The sequence below is a fragment of the Chryseobacterium sp. BLS98 genome, assembly GCF_001045445.1.
In the GTDB taxonomy this organism is placed as follows: Bacteria; Bacteroidota; Bacteroidia; order Flavobacteriales; family Weeksellaceae; genus Chryseobacterium.
The window spans coordinates 647,146-663,683 of the sequence record NZ_LFNF01000002.1 but is presented as its reverse complement, the minus strand read 5'-3'; the positions used below and the strand labels follow the sequence as shown (position 1 = coordinate 663,683).

At 37.4% G+C, this 16,538-nt stretch carries 19 protein-coding genes; 10 read left to right on the top strand and 9 right to left on the bottom strand.

Annotated elements, in window-relative coordinates; all coding sequences use genetic code 11:
* Positions 1-26: 26 nt before the first annotated feature.
* Together ACM40_RS07905 and ACM40_RS07900 are read right to left on the bottom strand one after the other, a co-directional pair.
* A complete protein-coding gene (locus tag ACM40_RS07905; protein ID WP_048502275.1) occupies positions 27-560 on the bottom strand; it encodes a GNAT family N-acetyltransferase in 534 nt (177 codons plus the stop codon).
* 70 nt (positions 561-630) lie between these two features.
* Complete coding sequence (locus ACM40_RS07900) at positions 631-1,680, bottom strand: tetratricopeptide repeat protein (RefSeq protein WP_048502274.1); 1,050 nt, start codon at positions 1,678-1,680, stop codon at positions 631-633.
* 178 nt (positions 1,681-1,858) lie between these two features.
* On the opposite strand from ACM40_RS07900, the gene pafA reads away from it, so the two are divergent.
* On the top strand, positions 1,859-3,505 hold the full coding sequence (pafA, locus tag ACM40_RS07895) for an alkaline phosphatase PafA (protein WP_048502273.1): 1,647 nt from the start codon (positions 1,859-1,861) through the stop codon (positions 3,503-3,505).
* A 68-nt stretch (positions 3,506-3,573) separates the two neighbouring features.
* Here pafA and ACM40_RS07890 read toward each other — a convergent pair whose 3' ends face one another.
* Entirely contained in the window at positions 3,574-4,704 is a 1,131-nt protein-coding gene (locus ACM40_RS07890; RefSeq protein WP_048502272.1) for a tetratricopeptide repeat protein, read from the bottom strand.
* Positions 4,701-6,350 (bottom strand): helix-turn-helix domain-containing protein, encoded by a 1,650-nt coding sequence (locus ACM40_RS07885; protein WP_048502271.1) that lies wholly within the window; start codon positions 6,348-6,350, stop codon positions 4,701-4,703. The genes ACM40_RS07890 and ACM40_RS07885 overlap by 4 nt, the downstream gene beginning before the upstream one ends.
* Before the next feature lie 149 nt (positions 6,351-6,499).
* On the opposite strand from ACM40_RS07885, the gene ACM40_RS07880 reads away from it, so the two are divergent.
* Positions 6,500-7,816, top strand: a complete 1,317-nt coding sequence (locus tag ACM40_RS07880; RefSeq protein ID WP_048502270.1) for a T9SS type A sorting domain-containing protein — start codon at positions 6,500-6,502, stop codon at positions 7,814-7,816.
* Between the two features lie 74 nt (positions 7,817-7,890).
* Here ACM40_RS07880 and ACM40_RS07875 read toward each other — a convergent pair whose 3' ends face one another.
* From ACM40_RS07875 to ACM40_RS07855, 5 genes are all read right to left on the bottom strand, one after another.
* Complete coding sequence (locus tag ACM40_RS07875; protein ID WP_048502269.1) at positions 7,891-8,226, bottom strand: barstar family protein; 336 nt, start codon at positions 8,224-8,226, stop codon at positions 7,891-7,893.
* 64 nt (positions 8,227-8,290) lie between these two features.
* Positions 8,291-8,806 (bottom strand): ribonuclease domain-containing protein, encoded by a 516-nt coding sequence (locus ACM40_RS07870; protein ID WP_048502268.1) that lies wholly within the window; start codon positions 8,804-8,806, stop codon positions 8,291-8,293.
* A gap of 27 nt (positions 8,807-8,833) precedes the next feature.
* Positions 8,834-9,628: an NAD(+) synthase gene (gene nadE / locus ACM40_RS07865; RefSeq protein ID WP_048502267.1), complete on the bottom strand. Its 795-nt coding sequence runs from the start codon at positions 9,626-9,628 to the stop codon at positions 8,834-8,836.
* A gap of 151 nt (positions 9,629-9,779) precedes the next feature.
* Positions 9,780-10,307 (bottom strand): GNAT family N-acetyltransferase, encoded by a 528-nt coding sequence (locus tag ACM40_RS07860; protein ID WP_048502266.1) that lies wholly within the window; start codon positions 10,305-10,307, stop codon positions 9,780-9,782.
* 8 nt (positions 10,308-10,315) lie between these two features.
* The gene (locus ACM40_RS07855) at positions 10,316-10,957 is read right to left on the bottom strand and encodes a hypothetical protein (RefSeq protein ID WP_048502265.1); all 642 of its coding nucleotides are present in this window, start codon (positions 10,955-10,957) and stop codon (positions 10,316-10,318) included.
* 52 nt (positions 10,958-11,009) lie between these two features.
* Here ACM40_RS07855 and ACM40_RS07850 point away from each other — a divergent pair, with 52 nt between their 5' ends.
* The 8 genes from ACM40_RS07850 (at position 11,010) to ACM40_RS07815 (ending at position 16,463) form a co-directional block, all read left to right on the top strand.
* Complete coding sequence (locus ACM40_RS07850; RefSeq protein ID WP_083996811.1) at positions 11,010-11,993, top strand: gliding motility protein GldB; 984 nt, start codon at positions 11,010-11,012, stop codon at positions 11,991-11,993.
* 142 nt (positions 11,994-12,135) lie between these two features.
* Positions 12,136-12,462: a gliding motility protein GldC gene (gene gldC, locus ACM40_RS07845; protein WP_048502264.1), complete on the top strand. Its 327-nt coding sequence runs from the start codon at positions 12,136-12,138 to the stop codon at positions 12,460-12,462.
* A gap of 27 nt (positions 12,463-12,489) precedes the next feature.
* Positions 12,490-13,050, top strand: coding sequence for a hypothetical protein (locus tag ACM40_RS07840; RefSeq protein ID WP_048502263.1), 561 nt, complete (start codon positions 12,490-12,492; stop codon positions 13,048-13,050).
* A 15-nt stretch (positions 13,051-13,065) separates the two neighbouring features.
* Positions 13,066-14,205, top strand: a complete 1,140-nt coding sequence (locus ACM40_RS07835) for a cystathionine gamma-synthase (RefSeq protein WP_048502262.1) — start codon at positions 13,066-13,068, stop codon at positions 14,203-14,205.
* A gap of 19 nt (positions 14,206-14,224) precedes the next feature.
* A complete protein-coding gene (locus tag ACM40_RS07830; RefSeq protein ID WP_048502261.1) occupies positions 14,225-14,707 on the top strand; it encodes a DUF4440 domain-containing protein in 483 nt (160 codons plus the stop codon).
* Between the two features lie 5 nt (positions 14,708-14,712).
* Positions 14,713-15,165 (top strand): GNAT family N-acetyltransferase, encoded by a 453-nt coding sequence (locus ACM40_RS07825; RefSeq protein WP_048502260.1) that lies wholly within the window; start codon positions 14,713-14,715, stop codon positions 15,163-15,165.
* 87 nt (positions 15,166-15,252) lie between these two features.
* Entirely contained in the window at positions 15,253-15,759 is a 507-nt protein-coding gene (locus ACM40_RS07820) for a DinB family protein (RefSeq protein ID WP_048502259.1), read from the top strand.
* 155 nt (positions 15,760-15,914) lie between these two features.
* Positions 15,915-16,463 carry an L-threonylcarbamoyladenylate synthase gene (locus tag ACM40_RS07815; RefSeq protein WP_048502258.1) on the top strand — a complete coding sequence of 183 codons (549 nt, stop codon included), beginning with the start codon at positions 15,915-15,917 and terminating at the stop codon, positions 16,461-16,463.
* The last annotated feature ends 75 nt before the right edge of the window (positions 16,464-16,538 follow it).

Genomic DNA, 16,538 nt, shown 5'->3' with positions numbered 1-16,538 from the left:
TTTTTATAGTGTGTCTCGATTAAACTTTATAAGTCCAGGGTCATGAATACAGCCGTTTCTTCCGTATTCTCATAAAGTCTCGTATTCAGTCCGGTAATACTGAAGCCCAACCTCCTGTAGAACTGTATGGCAGGGTAGTTGGTATTTTGGGTTTCCAGCTCAATGATTCTGCAGTTTAAATTTCTGGCTTCCCGGACAGCATTTTTAATCAGTTGAGCTCCGGCCCCTTGTCTTCTTAAACTTTCACTAACCAGAATATTTTCTATATAAAAGCTGTTGTTCCATATTCTGTGCTCACAGACGACCCAGCCTGATAGTTTTTTACCCTCAAAAACTCCAAAAGAATGCCCTTTTTCAATAATTTTATTAATTTCAATAATTTCATCTGAATTGGTTTCCCAGATCTTGGTGTAGGGAATAGACTTTTCTTTCAGAATAAATTCAAAAGAACTGGAAAATTCAACGGCAGAAACGGCGAGTATCTTATCCGTGGTGTAGCCGTTCATCCCCCAGTCTAAGCTGGGATTGTCATTCAGTTTTTCTAGTTTTTTTATTTCCATGGAAACGGAGTAAGTCTTGATTACATTTCTATAGTAATCTGTAGTTTATAGTTATGGTTAAATAGATGAATTAATGTTTTAAACATTTTTCATTAAAAATCTTTGTTCCTTCAGTCTGTTCAAAATCTTTTAATTTCTTTAAAGCAGTGCAGGCTGTAGTAACATCATTTTTACTCAGGCTGATTGAGACAATGTTATAGAGTGCATCTGTATTTGTATTATTCAGTTCAAATGCCTTGTTAAATAACTCTATTGCCTTGTCTAGTTTTTTGTCGTCAACAGCTTTAATTCCTTTAAGAAATGTTTCATTAGACAGGAATTTATTTTCAATTTTTACAGGTATTTTATTTGGGCTTTTAAGCTCGTTTTTAAAAAAAGTAAATGACATCGTTGCTCCCTGAAATGAGTCTATATATTTAGTCTCACTTTCAATATTAAAAGGAATAGATACTTGATCGAAGTTTTCAAAACCTTCAAGGTTCCATAAGTGATAACTTTTTTCAAGAGTTGATTTTAAGAATTCTATACTTTCTATACTTTTTTTAGACTGATTTGTATTTTCATGCTGAATGTTAACTATATGTTTCTTGGGATAAATTATAATATTCCCTATTATATGGAAGTCATTCGGATAACGGTCGAAAATATCAGAAAAAATATTTTTTTTAAGAGTAGGTGTAAAATATCGATTTGCAGTTATCGTGCTGTCACTCTTTATTTTACTAAGATATTCATTATGAAGTTTTGAAGTTCGAACGAACCATATTTTCTTTATTTTATCACCACTTGTTTCTCCATTTATTCTTGAAATCACTACAAGTGAATCAGATGTTAATTTTTCTATTTCATAGAATGCCAATGCTGAAGCTTTTATACTTTGACCTTCTATTTTAATATCCATGCATGTTTTCATATCTTCAAATACAGGATGCTTGTATTCACAAAGTTTATTATCGGTGATTTTCCAGGTTAAAATTCGTTCATCGCTTGCCGACAGATCTCTGCTTCCATCCAACATGCTTGATTTTACCCTTGTCCAATTGTCTATTAATTGTTTATTGATTTGGGCATTTGTGTTAATAAGAACGAAAATAAAAAGAAGAGAAATATACTTATACATAAATTTGTGTAATTAATTAAAGGCTGTAAAAGTAAATAAATTTCTAATATAATAATCTGATATCCTTTATTTGAATAGTATATCTCTGTCTATAAAGACTATTGTTTAAATTTAAATAAAATTTCACACTCCAAAACTTTCAAAACCCTTAAATTTGTCGTCAACAAAAATTTACCAGATGCTTAGGAAAATTTCAATTGCGGCAGCTGCCCTTTTGTCCGTAATGACAATCAATGCTCAGAAGAACAAAAACTCTCAATTAGAAAGACCCAAATTAGTCGTAGGACTGGTGGTAGACCAGATGAGGTGGGACTATCTGTACCGTTTTTACAATAAATACGGAAATGATGGCTTCAAAAGATTACTGAATACAGGATATTCTTTGAATAATGTTCATATCAACTATGTACCTACTGTTACAGCTTTGGGACATACCTGCATCTATACAGGTTCTGTGCCTGCCATCCACGGTATTGCAGGAAACGACTGGACAGACAAAGAAACCGGAAAAAATGTTTATTGCACAACAGATGAAAGCGTGCAGCCGGTAGGAACATCGAACGTAAAAACAGGAAGCCACTCTCCGAAAAACCTTTGGTCTACAACAGTAACAGATGAATTAAGGCTGGCAACCAATTTCCAGGGAAAAGTGATCGGGGTTTCATTAAAAGACCGCGCTTCTATCCTTCCTGCAGGCCACACGCCGAATGGAGCTTTCTGGTTTGATGACAGCACAGGAAACTTCATTACGAGTACATGGTATATGAACGACCTGCCGCAGTGGGTGAAATCTTTCAATTCGCAGAACCTTCCTGAAAAATTAGTGGCAAATGGCTGGAATACATTACTTCCTATTAATCAGTATACAGAAAGCTCACCGGATAATTCTTCTTGGGAAGGACTACTGGGAAGTGCAAAAACGCCGGTTTTCCCTTACAGCAATTTAGCACAGGATTATCAGAGTAAAAAAGATAATATCCGTTATACTCCTTTCGGAAATACATTGACATTGAAACTGGCAGAAGCTTCTGTGGAAGGAGAAAAATTAGGAGGAGACCAGATAACTGACTTTTTAGCGATCAATTTAGCATCTACAGATTACGCAGGTCACAAATTCGGGCCGAATTCTATTGAGGTAGAAGATGTTTATTTAAGACTTGACCAGGATCTGGCAGAATTTTTCAGCTACCTGGATTCAAAAGTAGGAAAAGGAGAATATACTGTTTTTCTTTCTGCTGACCACGGCGGAGCCCATTCAGTAGGATTCCTGAAAGAACATAAAATGACTACAGGATTCTTTGGAGAAGGAATGGAAAAAGACATTAATCAGAAGCTGAAAGATAAATTCGGAGTGGATAAGCTCATCAATGCTGTAGACAACTACCAGATCTATTTTGACAGAAAGCTCATGCAGGACAATAAAATTGAACTGGATGACCTGAGAGATTTCACCATCAAAGAACTACAGAAAGATCCTACCGTTTTATATGCCGTATCTGTGGATAAAGTTCAGGAAGCGACCATTCCGGAACCAATCAAGCAGAGAATTATCAACGGAATCAACAGGCAGAGAAGCGGTGATATCCAGCTGGTCTCTCACGATTCAATGCTTCCTCCATATTCTAAGACAGGAACTACGCACAGCGTATGGAATTCTTATGATTCACACATTCCACTGATTTTTATGGGTTGGGGAATTCAGAAAGGAGAAAGTAATAAGCCTTATAATATGACCGATATTGCTCCTACCGTATCATCACTGCTGAAAATTCAGTTCCCGAGCGGAAATATAGGAAATCCAATTACAGAAGCCATTGGAAAATAAAAATAAAAAATAAAAAAAGCATTCCTTTCGGGAATGCTTTTTTTATTTTCACTATTCACTTTTAATTTTCACGATCTTATCAGTTTCTGAATCTCTTTTCTGTACTTCAGATTCTGTCTCCTGATCCTGAAAATTAAAGAAAGCAACAGAGCGATGATAAAAATGCTGATGCCTCCGATAATTGCCGTCAGATAATTATAGTGGGTCTTGATTGTACTGCTTTTTTTGAGTGTTTCCAGATTATGATCATTGATTGAATGGTTAATAGAGTTTAACTCATTCTGTTCCCGCTGAAAGCGCATTTCAAAATATTTTTTACTGTAATTCTGATACAGATCCGGTTTTCCCAGGGCCAGATAGTTGTCGGACATTTCTTTGTAGATGCCTTCATTCAGGATAAGATCGCCGGTATTTTTGCTGAGATCTTCAGCTTTTATCAGCAACTGAAGAGCTGTTTCATTCTCTTTTTTCTGCTTGTACATTTCAGCCATTCCCTTCAGTGCAAATGCTTCCAGACTTTTTGCTTTATTTTTCCGGGCATAGTCTGCGGACCTGAGAAATGCCTGATGGGCTTTTTCAAGCTGAGAGATATTAAGATAACAATAGCCGATGTTATAGTAAACCACGCTCATATTGGAATACGTGGTCTGCTTATGTTGTACCTTTTCAAAATTCTGAATGGAGATCAGAAACTTTTCCAGGGCAATTTCCGGATTCGACTGACTTTTGTAAATCATTCCGCGGATGGCATAGCTTCTTGCCGTTTCAATATGCTTTTCAGGCAGGTCATCGGGCAGCTTGGCAAGAAGAGGCTCTGCTTCGTTAAGCGTTTCAAGGCTTTTATTGAAAAGTTCCATCTGCTGGTACTGTATGGCGGCGGAAATCAGGACGCTGGTACGGATCTTCAGGTCATTGGTTTTCTGTGCGGTTTCTTTAGCTTTTAAAAGATAGAGCAGGGACTGGTCAAAATCCCTTTTGGCAATATTGGCCGTAGAAAGCAACTGATAAATGCCGATTTTCTTATGAACATCATGTTCCTTTCCAAGAAGATCCCTAGCAATCCTGATGGCATTATCCGGATTATCGTAGATCTCAAGGCGGGCTTTTTTCATCAGGGAATCAAACGGAACATTCTGCCCGCAAACTGAAATCTGAAAGCATAAAAGAATGGCGGGAATGATTTTTAATATAACTTTCATAACATTCTGCTTTTACTGATTTCCTGGATATAAATATTCGGAGACATTCCGGTGACCGATTTAAAAATTGTGGTAAAGGCACTGTGTGAAGAAAACCCTGAATATTCTGCGAGATAGCTGACCTTATAATTAAGATAAACAGGATCTGTTCTCAGCAGGAGGGCAATGTGATTAATCCTTAATTCATTAATATATCCGTTGAAATTTTTCCCTTTACTGCTGTTAATCACTTCGGAAAGATATTTTGTATTGACTCCCATTTGTGAAGACAGCATGGAAAGTGTCATGTTTTTGTCGAGATAACGCTGCTGTTTTTCCCATTCTTCCAGTTTCTGAAGGATTTCATCTTCCTTTTCCTTGGAGATTTTATTAAGATCTTTTTCGTTGGTTTTAATAGCCGGAGCTTCCTTCACAATGTCTGGCATATCTTTCTGTGCCGTGAATTCCTGCTTTTGCTGTTTTTCAAAAAAATCGAACTGTTTTTTAAGGTCTTTATGACTGCTTTTCAGGATTAAAAAGCAGATCAGAAGTCCTGTAATGATAACCAGGGATCCCGTAGAAAGCCAGATTATCTTTTTCAGTTGCTTTTGCTTTTGAAATTCCAGATTATTATTCTGATTGGTTTCTACCAGCTTTACAATATAGCGTATCCCTTCTTTCGTATTTGAATCTGATTTTGCCCGGAGTTCACTGTAAAGTTTATTGTACTGATGGTATTTTTCATCATTACGAAGAGCAAAATAGTTCTTCGACAATGATTCATAAATTTTTACCTTTAAACTGTTATACGGAGTGTTTTCTATCCTGGAAAGTCCTTTTTCAAGAATTTCAATGGCAGTATGATAATCTTCCTTTAAAAAATAATACCGTGACAGGTTTTCATAAGCAAATGCCTGAAGAAACGGATAATTTTTATTCTTTTCAGTTGCTGCAAGTGTGCTTTCCAGAATATATTTAGCTTCTTCCGGTTTATTTTGTTTCATCAAATAAGAAGCCCTGAAGATTCTGTTCTCCATCTTCAGGATTAAGTTTTCCTGATTATTAAAGCTGAGATAATGGTCACTTTTGTTGAGGTTTTCCCGGGCTTTGTCATAGCTCCTGTTGATCCCGAAATTAATCGCCTGAAGCTGGTAAAGCTTGCCTGTAATGACATTCAGCCGGGGATTGTCACCTTTTAACAGCTTTTGATCAGATAAAAGACTGGTGATAATCTGTTGTGACTGGTGGTAAAGATCCAAATTCTGATATTGGTCAGCTAGATTATAATCACCGGCAATCTGAAGAAAATAAGACAGTTTTTCCTTTTCCCTTGAGTCTTCCTTCTGACTGTAGATATTCACGGACTGTACATAATCTCCCTTCATAGCATACGCCTGGGAAATAATATTTTGCAGTACAATCCTGTGTTCCGGATTCTGATCGCTGATGAGCAGGCTTTGGGAATAGTTGATGCATTCATCAGGATTCTGATATAGTTTCTGAAAAGCTTTGTCTGCCAAAATATTAAAATCCGGTCCCGATTGTCCTTTAACAAAAATTGAGCTCAGAATAATGAGCAGAAATCGGATGCCCTGAAGCAAAGCATTCCGGCAAAATAATGATTTTTTTTGTTTTTTTCTTACAGCTTCCTGATGATCTGTCCTCAAAGTAGATTTTTGTTATAGGGTTGTATTTTAGTGTTTTACGTTTTTTATTCTTTTGAATTTCACGAATTATGTAAGTCAAAATCTTTTAAAAAGGTAAATATAATATTAATATTGTTTAAGCCAATTCAAAATATTAAACTTAAATAATTATGGAAAAAATTTACAACATCTCAACGAAAGCTTTATATACCTGCTTTCTGTTTGGATTTGCAATAACCAATGCCCAGCTCACTGTAATGGCATTGGGAAATTATACAGTTGGCGGTATTTCGGATGGTGGAATCGTCAGTATGCACACAAGTGCAGGTCAGATCTATAAGTGGGATGAGCTGAATGGTTTGGTTCAGATAGGCTCTATATCCAACGGATATCCCGCTGCAGGAAGAACGCTGATTACAGCTGACGGAACTAAAATAGGTTCGTCCATCACCAATACCGCAACTGGTTTTAACGAAATTTCAACCTATAATACGGCTGCAAACACATGGACGAATCTCGGCGGACTGGTTCCTGCAGGCTGGGACGGCCATGTAAGCTCTACCTGGGGAATGACTTCTGATGGCAGTACTATTGTAGGGCTCGGATGGCTTACTGCCGGAACCGCACATGCTGTAAAATGGAATGCTGCAAGCGGAGTAACTGATCTGGGCAGTATAGTTCCCAACAGAAGCTCCAGAGCCAATGCCATTAATGCTGACGGATCTGTGATTGTCGGCTGGCAGGATCAGGATACGGGATTCAGAAGCGGAGCCAAATGGGTAAACGGAGTAGAAAGCTTTATTACGGATACTAACGGCAATTACGTAGGCGAAGCTGGAGACGTTTCAGCTGACGGAACTACAATTATAGGTTCCGCAATGCCAAACCCATACGTGTGGAACAGCGTAAACGGCCTTACATACATAACCCATCCAAATTCCTCAGCCTTCTTCAGAGGGGGAGCAACCGGGATTTCTGCCGACGGTAAAAAAGTAATCGGATTTTTCAGGGCTTTTGGTGCGCCTCCTATGTCTGGAGAAGGCTTTATATGGACAGAAGCAGGAGGACGGGTGAACCTGAATGATTATGCGGTAAGTATGGGCATCAATACCCAAGGGGTTACTATGGGGCTTCCCTTAGCTATTTCACAGGATGGAAAAAGAATTGCAGGAATGGGAACCAATGCATCCAACCAGATGGTTGCTTTTTTTCTGGATCTTTCGAAAACATTGCTTTCTACCCATGAAAGTACGCAACACAACAATACTATATCCATTTATCCAAATCCTGTAAAAGATATGCTTTACTTTAAAGGAATCAAGCAGATTGATAAAGTGGAAATTTACAATATGGTCGGTCAGAAAGTAAAAACAGATAATGCTGTGGAAAACAGAATAGATGTTTCTTCTTTATCAAAAGGAGATTATATTCTGCAGATTTTCGTGAAGGGGGAAACTTCACAAAGCTTTAAGTTTATCAGACAGTAAAAATAAAATTAGAAACACTTAGAAGACTTGACCAAAAAACTCGCAGAATTTCTGCGAGTTTTGATTTTATGTTATTATTCTTCGTCTTCCGGGGTGTCCTCATCTTCATCTTCATCTTCATCTTCATCTTCATCTTCGTACTGCTCCAGATAATAAGTGAAACTGAAATCTTCCGTTTCATCTTCTGCATCTTCAAGGGTTGTCAGGAGATCTTCAAAAATTTCAAGCTGATCTACCGTCATATTAACAAACTCAATGTGGAGTGGTAGCTCCAGTTCTCCGGTAATAACATCGGACAGCGCATCAAGATTATCTCCAAAATATTCAGGAAGGGTTATTTTTTCCTTTAATTGAGCATAAAAATCTTCATAATCGCCGATGTCTGTAAAATCGATATATATTGTCTTCATATTTTTCTTTATTGTTTAAGGTTTGTCATTGCGAGGAGCGCAGCAACGATGCAATGACATTCAATTACTGTTTCTCAAAACTCTTATAATGATTTTTAGTTAGGTAAACGTTCCCATTGCGGGTGAATATAATCCGATCTGCATTTCGGTTTCCACAGCTGTAATTGACGTCAGCTTCGTAATACTTTTCGCCTTGAGGAAGCTGATTTTCCCTGTTCCCGAATTTATCTCCGCCAATGGCTCTGCCGGGCAGTACTTCACAAAGATTTCCTTTTGAAGCATTCCAGCCTAGCTTTCTTGCTTCATTTTTAGTGATATAATAATCAGGAAGCCTGTGATTCTGTTTTACATAACTAATGACTGTTTTTTCCTCCGTCAGCTGGTCGATAGACTGTGTAGAAGAATTTTCATTGGTATTTTGAGAATCCGGAGAAGCATTTCCATAGCTGACCTTTTCCGTCTTTACAGCCTCTGCATTCCCTTTTTTATCCGCAATAAAATTATTGTAGACATACATCGCAGACATTCCGAAAAGAAGCCCCAGACAAATAAAAAATACCGATCTTATTTTACCGTTCATATAAAACTTATCATTTATTACTTAAAACTAATCATTTCTCCATTCCTCGGGAATATCACAAATCGGGATAGGAACCATTTTATGCCTTGCCGCTTTATGCATTCTGTCAAAAATGATAAATACCTCCTTGTCCCGTCCTTCATAATCATCAACAGTTTTAGTATCATATTCTTTCTGAATTTTTTCCAGTTCAGGGTAAGTTGCCCCAATTTGGTCTTCATCTGTTCTGTCAGCATCCCAAAGCCCATCTGTAGGAATTGCTTTTTGGATACTCTCGATAAGATTTAAGTCTTTGGCAAGCTTGTAAACCTCAGTTTTATAAAGATCGGCAATTGGCGAAACATCTACACCTCCGTCACCATATTTTGTATAAAAACCAATTCCGAAATCTTCCACTTTATTTCCCGTTCCGCAAACCAATAAACCGTGAAGTTGCCCAAAATAGTATAAAGTCACCATTCTGAAACGCGATCTGGTATTGGCAAGAGCTAAATTATTGCTCCATCTTCCTTCAACATGGTTTTCAACAATATCTTCAAAAGCCTCAAAAGTAGGGGTCAGATTGATTGTTTTTCCTTGAACGTTCGGAAATCTTTTTTTAAGATCTTCGATGTGATCCTGAGCGCGGTTTACCTGGTCTTCTTTCTGGCGGATAGGCATTTCAAGAAGCAGTACTTCAAGCCCTGTCATGGCGCAAAGTGTAGAAACCACTCCGGAATCCACTCCTCCGGATACCCCAATTACATAGCCTTTTACGTTAGCTTTTACGGCATAATCTTTTAGCCAGTTTACAATATGATCTATTACTTTCTGAGTCTGCATTTATTTATTTTTTTAGTCTATTTTCAAATTCTTTAGGGAATTTTGTCCCTTTTTTATATTTTAATCCGTCTTTTACCATCTTTACATCTATTCCTTTAACTTTAGGAATTTTCAGACGTCAAAGAAAATTCAAAATTACAGGTTTTTTGTGTTATTGAAGATATTTTTCACGTTTTAGCTCATACCAGTTACAGATGCCATCGGGTTCTGTGAATTCGCTGGTTTTCTCAAAGCCTAATTTCTTTAAAATATGGTTGGAACCTTCATTTTCCGAATGGGCATGAGCATAGATCACTTCGGCTTTCATCTGATGAAAACCCAGTTCCAGAGATGCTTTCGCAGCTTCCAGGGCATAACCTTTTCCCCATGATTCAGGTAGATAGCGATAGCCGAGATCAAGTACATTTTTATAACCGTTGATCTCTTCGGTCAATAATTTCAGGCCGCTCCAGCCGATCAGAAGTCCGGTTTCCTTTTCAACCACGGCCAGCCTTCCTGTTCCGTTTTCTTCATACTGCTTCCGAATCATTCGGATAACGTTTAATGATTGATTTGGTTCCGTGAGTACCGGAACACCAATGTATTTCATGACTTCAGGGTTAGAATCCAGCAGAAACATGCGTTCTACATCTGTTTCTTCCAATTTTCTGAGGATTAATCTTTCTGTTTCTAGTTTCATAGCATGGGTTATTGTTCAAATCCGAAAACAGTGACATCAGTTTTCGTTCCCTTCTTAATATCAGCTTCCTTCATAGGATTTCCACCTACATTCAGCGTTTGAAGTGATGAATTTTGGGAAATATCAAGTTTCTGGATCTTATTATGTTCGACGTTTAATTTTCTTAAATTTTTGAGCGGAGTGATGTCAATTGTTTTTAACTGATTTAAAGATAATGTTAATTGGTCAATTTTGGGAATTTCCTTTAGTGAAAAAGCTTCCAGAACATTATTATCCAGATATAAAGAAGCTAGGTTTTTAAGACCTTCCGCCTTGAAAGAAATCATCTTGCATCCCGTACACGAAAACAGTTCAAGTTGTGGCAGACCGGTAAGAGAGACGCTGGAAATAGTGTTATCATCAAGCACGATCACCTTCGCATTGCTGAAAAGGAGCACATCATCCGCCGCTGTAATGCCTTTCTGAACAAGGAACAGATTGGTAACCATATCTGCTTCCAGCTTTTCCAGTGAGCCGTTCTTATTAACGTCAAAATTTTCAAGAACTGCTTTTTCAAAGTTTTGATCTTTAAAATTAATTTTTTGGGCATAGAACAGAGAAAATCCTGAAATAATAAGGCTTAATGTTGTAAATATTTTAATTTTCATCATTCATTGTGTTTTTAATCCTTATTTTTGTTCACTTAAATTTCATGTAAAAATAATGAAGATTTTTAGAATTATTGCGCTTTCTTCCATTTTAGTTCTCGCTTTGGATTCCTGCAAAAAAGAACCGGAGAACCCATGGAAAGTAGAAGTAAAAGCTCCTGCTGAAAAAGTTGAGGTAACAGATATTTCCAAAGAATTTTATGATCAGAATGTCCCTTTGGATCAGTTTAAGGCTAAATTTCCATGGTTCCAGGGAACGGTTTCTGATGCGGATTTTGGAAAAAGAAGGGCTGATGCCGAAGAAATAAAGATTTACAAAGAAGCTGCCGGTAAAATAGATCAGGCAAAGCTTCAGAAAGAACTTCAGGATTTATTCTCTCATATCAAATATTACTTCCCGCAATTTAAAAGTCCTAAGGTTTACCTTTTCTCATCGGCACTTCAGATGGTTCAGGATCCTATTTTTTACGATTCCAAAGGAAACCTTCTTTTTATAGATATCACCGGATTTATGGGCGATGGAAATGCCAATTATAAAGGATTGGAACTGTATTTTCAAAAATCAATGAATCCTCAAAATATTGTTCCCAAAGTTTCCCAGATCTTTGCTGAAAATATTGTAATGGAGTCCCCGGATCATCAGAAATTTATTGATAAAATTATTCTGAACGGAAAAATCATGATGCTGCAGGATGCCTTTCTTCCCGATACGCCAGATTATCTGAAAATGAATTATACCAAGAAGCAGTACGACTGGGCTGTTGCCAATGAAGCCAATATCTGGAATTATTTTGTGGAAAGCAACCTGATTTTCGGGGACGATCCAAGGCTGGTGGAGCGTTTTATTTCTCCCGGCCCGTTCTCAAAATTCTATACGGAAATCGATAATGAGTCTTCTCCCCAGATTGGAATTTTTACAGGCTGGCAAATTTGTAAAGCCTATTTCAGGCAAAAACCGGAAACAAAACTGGTTGATTTCTTAAAGCTGGATGCTACCACTATCTTTAATGAAGCGGTATATAAACCTAAAACACCATAATAGTTAAAATAAATGATAACTTTCAAAGCAATTTGAGAGTTATTTTTTTTAATTTAATACCCTGTTTCATGATGAAGAAGCTCCACAGAAATTTTAGATAAGCTGAAGAAGTATTAACTTTGCGGAAAAATTTTAGATTGATATGAGAAAAACTCAGATTACAATAGATGTAGAGCTGGATGAGAACCACATTCCTGAAAATATTACATGGAACGCTCAGGACGGTGGTGTGGAAAAGGAAGAAACAAAAGCTACCATGATCTCGGTTTGGGACGACAAAGCAATGGAGGCTCTAAGAATTGATCTTTGGACAAAAGAAATGCCGGTAGATCAGATGAAAATGTTCATTCACCAGATCCTCGTATCTTTAGGCAATACTTACCAGAGAGCAACCGGAGAGGAAGATGTTGCACAGTGGCTTGAGGAGATTGCAGAAGAATTTGCTGTGAAATCTGCGATAAAAATGTAAAACCCACTACACCAATCACAAAATACTATGAAGACAACACTTTTACTTATCGGTACAATGGTATTGTTGGCATCTTGCAATAAAAAAACTGAGGTAAAGGAAACAAAAACCTCTGACGCTGCCATTCAGGCAGATAAACTCCCAGCTGCTGAAACCGCAGCAACTTCAGAAACAGAAAAAAATCCCGAAAATGCTGCATTGGATGTCGCTTTATTTAAAGAGAAAGATATTCCGGCAGCCCTGTTAAAAGGAAGTCTCCATCCACATGATATGGAAGGTGAATCTGTCATGGAGCTTGTTCCCAGTATGGATGATTTCATTAAAGGAAACGGCTCGGATATTGCTTATATAGATGATTCCCTGAAGAAAATCATTCTCAGGATCAACGGAAAGTTTGAAGAGCTTAAGGAGACAGGCAAAGATCGGTATGAAAACAGTGAATATCTGGTTTCATTTACAACGACTGTTCCTGATAAACTTCCGGAAGAGATAGATGTTGTGGCCTATGCTTTTAACGGAAAGCTAGAGGTGAAAAGAAAATCTGATAACATTTCAAAGAGCCTTGACTTTTTCATGGCAGGCTTATAAAAAATAAAAAATAGTATGAATTTTAATACAAAAGTAATTCACGGAGGGCAGCACCACGAGTCTGCAACAGGTTCTGTAAATGTTCCTGTATTTTTAACGTCTACATTTGCACAGAAAAGTCCGGGAGTACATTCCGGATACGAATACTCAAGAGCAGCCAATCCTACAAGACAGGCATTGGAAGACTCTCTGGCAAGTATTGAAAATGGGGCAAGAGGTTTGGCTTTCGGGTCAGGACTTGCGGCCATCGACTGTGTTTTGAAATTATTGAATCCAGGTGATGAGGTAGTAGCTGTAGATGATCTTTATGGAGGTACTTACAGAATGTTTACCAGGCTTTTTGAAAAATACCAGCTGAAATTTACGTTCGTGAATTTTGATGATGTTTCCAAAGTTGCTGACGTTATTACGGACAAAACCAAACTGATCTGGTTAGAAACCCCAACCAACCCATTGATGAAGCTGGTAGACATTAAAGCAGTAGTTGAAATAGCCAAAGGAAAAGGTATTCTGGTTGCTGTTGATAATACTTTTGCAACGCCATACATCCAGAGACCTATTGACCTTGGAGCAGATATCGTAATGCACTCGGCTACCAAATATCTTGGTGGACATTCTGATGTGATTGCCGGAGCATTAATTGCAAAAGATGCTGAATTAGGAGAAAAGCTTCATTTTATCCAGTTTGCAAGTGGTGGTATCCTGGGACCTCACGATTCTTACCTTGTTTTAAGAGGGATCAAAACTTTGGCATTAAGAATGCAGCGCCATTCAGATAACGGACTTGCTGTGGCCAAATATCTTGAAACCCATCCTGCAGTAGACAGGGTAATCTATCCGGGGTTAGAATCCCATCCTCAGTATGAACTTGCCAAATCCCAGATGAAAGAGCCTGGAGGAATGGTTTCTTTCACCTTCAAATCAGGAAAAAAAGAAGATGCTGTTAAATTCCTTGAAAAAGTAAAGGTTTTTACTTTGGCAGAATCTTTAGGCGGGGTTGAATCTTTAGCCAATCATCCTGCATTAATGACACATGCTTCCATTCCTGCTGATAAACGTGAAGAATTGGGTATTACAGACGATTTGGTTCGCTTAAGCGTTGGTATTGAAGATGCAGAAGATCTTATAGCAGACCTTGAAAGAGCTTTTTCTTAACCCTTTAAAATAAATAATAATGAGAAAGATTTTGTTTTTTCTGATCTTAAGTTTTTTCAGTCAGATTACATATTCCCAGGTAAAAACTACCGATGAATTGTATAAAACAGCCAAGAAACTGGACAGCCTGATATTCGACATAGGATTCAATAAATGCGATCTTTCTCATTATAAATCCATAGTCAGTAATGACCTGGAATTTTATCATGATAAAGGCGGAATTACTTCTGGAGAAAAAGCCTTTACCGCTTCCATTAAAAACAATATCTGCGGAGGTCCCAATAAAGTAAGACGGGATCTTGTTCCCAACAGCATGAAAGTGTATCCTTTATACAACAATAATGTGCTGTATGCCTTTGTACAGGAAGGGGAACATGAGTTTTTCGAATTTTCCAATGGAAAATGGGTTCAGGGAAGCCGTGCAAAATTTAATATTTTATGGGTTTTGGAGGATAAGCAATGGAAAATGAAAAGGGTACTGAGCTACGATCATCATTTATAATCAATATGAAAAATACTAGAAAAGCTACGCTTGAGGATTTAAATCAATTAGCAGAACTATTCGACCAATACAGGATTTTTTATCACAAAGAATCCGATATTCCTTCTGCTGAACACTTTCTCAGAGAAAGAATAGAGCATAAAGATTCTGAAATTTTTGTAGCAGAAAATGATGGCCAACTGACGGGATTTGTTCAGCTGTACCCTATATTTTCATCTACAAGAATGCAGCGTTACTGGTTGTTGAACGATCTCTACGTCAATCAAAACCACCGGGGAAAAGGTTACTCCAAAGAGCTGATTGAAGAAGCAAAAAACCTCTGCAGATCATCCAATGCCTGTGGAGTCCTTCTCGAAACCGGAAAAAGCAATGATGTAGGAAATCAGCTTTATCCCGCATGTGGCTTTGAGCTCTATAATTCTGTGAATTTTTATGAATGGACGAACAGAGAGAATTAAAAGTGAATAGTCAACAATAAATAATACATTTATAATATTAATCATAATCACTCATTGCTTATTACTCATCACTTATAATTAAATAATATGTCAGATTTTCAAAAATACATACAAAGATATCTTGATCAGATTCCTTCCGGAAGCTGGATTGAAGAATTAAAAAAATCGGGAGAGAACACAATAGCTCTGTATTCGGAGCTTACTGAAGGACAGTCCCTTTTTGCTTATGCCGAAGGAAAATGGACCCTGAAAGAGCTTTTGCTGCATCTATCAGATGCCGAAAGAGTATTTCAGTACAGAGTTCTGGTTTTTGCCAGGGGAGACAAAGCGGCGTTACCGGGTTTTGATGAAGAAGATTATGCTGCCCATTCTTTTGCGAATAAAAGAACTTTGGAATCTTTATTAGAAGAGTACAAAACAGTGCGGAAATCTTCCCAAATCCTGATTGAAAGCCTTGAACCATCTGCCCTGAAGAATATAGGAACGGCTAATGGAAATGAATTGACAGCAGAAACAGTCGGTAAACTGATTGTAGGACACAATTATCATCATTTGAATATCATTAAGGAGAGATATCTGCCGGGATTGAAATAAATCCAGATCAGATTTAAATGATATTATAAATTCAATAGGAACGGGCTTTAGTCAAAACTATATCTTAGTAAAAGCCAAAATTTTACCCTCATATTTTTTTGGCTGAAATTCACCATTTCTTTACCTTTATACACAGGTTTAAAACCTGAAAAATTATGGAAAACATCATCGAAATACTAAAATCCGGCGGAACAATTCTTTATCCTACAGACACTATTTGGGGAATAGGCTGCGATGCCACGAATATAGAAGCTGTCAATAAGATTTTCGATATCAAAAAAAGAGAAAAAAACAAATCCATGATTATTCTTGTGGAATCTGAAAAGAGACTTCAGGAGTTTGTGGACGTTCCGGAAATGGCGTGGGAAATTATTGATATTAGTGAAAAGCCGGTAACGATTGTTTATGAAAATCCCCGCGGCCTTCCGAAAGAATTGCTTGCTGAGGACGGAAGTATTGGAATCAGGCTTATTAAAACCGATTTCTGTAAAAAACTGATTACAAAGCTGAACAGACCTTTAGTTTCCACTTCGGCCAATTTCAGTGGAGATAAAAGTCCGTTGAAGTTTTCTGATATTTCACCCGAAATCATTAAGCTCGTAGATTATGCTGTGGAAGAGGACAGGGAGAAAGTTTCAAAATATTCAGGTTCTTCGGTGATAAAAATATGGAACGATAACAGGATTAAGGTTCTTCGTGAATAAAATCCCGGATTAAATATTTCAATTTAAAATCTTGTCAATACATATCGGCAGGATTTCTTTTTTTTAATTTCTATC

Excerpts from the sequence above, each read along its gene's own strand:
- ACM40_RS07850 (WP_083996811.1), top strand. The coding sequence starts at position 11,010 with ATGAAGATTTTTAGAATTATTGCGCTTTCTTCCATTTTAGTTCTCGCT.
- ACM40_RS07860 (WP_048502266.1), bottom strand. The coding sequence starts at position 10,307 with ATGAAACTAGAAACAGAAAGATTAATCCTCAGAAAATTGGAAGAAACA.
- ACM40_RS07880 (WP_048502270.1), top strand. The coding sequence starts at position 6,500 with ATGGAAAAAATTTACAACATCTCAACGAAAGCTTTATATACCTGCTTT.
- ACM40_RS07815 (WP_048502258.1), top strand. The coding sequence starts at position 15,915 with ATGGAAAACATCATCGAAATACTAAAATCCGGCGGAACAATTCTTTAT.
- ACM40_RS07835 (WP_048502262.1), top strand. The coding sequence starts at position 13,066 with ATGAATTTTAATACAAAAGTAATTCACGGAGGGCAGCACCACGAGTCT.
- gldC (WP_048502264.1), top strand. The coding sequence starts at position 12,136 with ATGAGAAAAACTCAGATTACAATAGATGTAGAGCTGGATGAGAACCAC.
- ACM40_RS07840 (WP_048502263.1), top strand. The coding sequence starts at position 12,490 with ATGAAGACAACACTTTTACTTATCGGTACAATGGTATTGTTGGCATCT.
- ACM40_RS07825 (WP_048502260.1), top strand. The coding sequence starts at position 14,713 with ATGAAAAATACTAGAAAAGCTACGCTTGAGGATTTAAATCAATTAGCA.
- pafA (WP_048502273.1), top strand. The coding sequence starts at position 1,859 with ATGCTTAGGAAAATTTCAATTGCGGCAGCTGCCCTTTTGTCCGTAATG.
- ACM40_RS07820 (WP_048502259.1), top strand. The coding sequence starts at position 15,253 with ATGTCAGATTTTCAAAAATACATACAAAGATATCTTGATCAGATTCCT.
- ACM40_RS07905 (WP_048502275.1), bottom strand. The coding sequence starts at position 560 with ATGGAAATAAAAAAACTAGAAAAACTGAATGACAATCCCAGCTTAGAC.
- ACM40_RS07890 (WP_048502272.1), bottom strand. The coding sequence starts at position 4,704 with ATGAAAGTTATATTAAAAATCATTCCCGCCATTCTTTTATGCTTTCAG.
- ACM40_RS07855 (WP_048502265.1), bottom strand. The coding sequence starts at position 10,957 with ATGATGAAAATTAAAATATTTACAACATTAAGCCTTATTATTTCAGGA.
- ACM40_RS07875 (WP_048502269.1), bottom strand. The coding sequence starts at position 8,226 with ATGAAGACAATATATATCGATTTTACAGACATCGGCGATTATGAAGAT.
- ACM40_RS07830 (WP_048502261.1), top strand. The coding sequence starts at position 14,225 with ATGAGAAAGATTTTGTTTTTTCTGATCTTAAGTTTTTTCAGTCAGATT.
- ACM40_RS07900 (WP_048502274.1), bottom strand. The coding sequence starts at position 1,680 with ATGTATAAGTATATTTCTCTTCTTTTTATTTTCGTTCTTATTAACACA.
- ACM40_RS07870 (WP_048502268.1), bottom strand. The coding sequence starts at position 8,806 with ATGAACGGTAAAATAAGATCGGTATTTTTTATTTGTCTGGGGCTTCTT.
- nadE (WP_048502267.1), bottom strand. The coding sequence starts at position 9,628 with ATGCAGACTCAGAAAGTAATAGATCATATTGTAAACTGGCTAAAAGAT.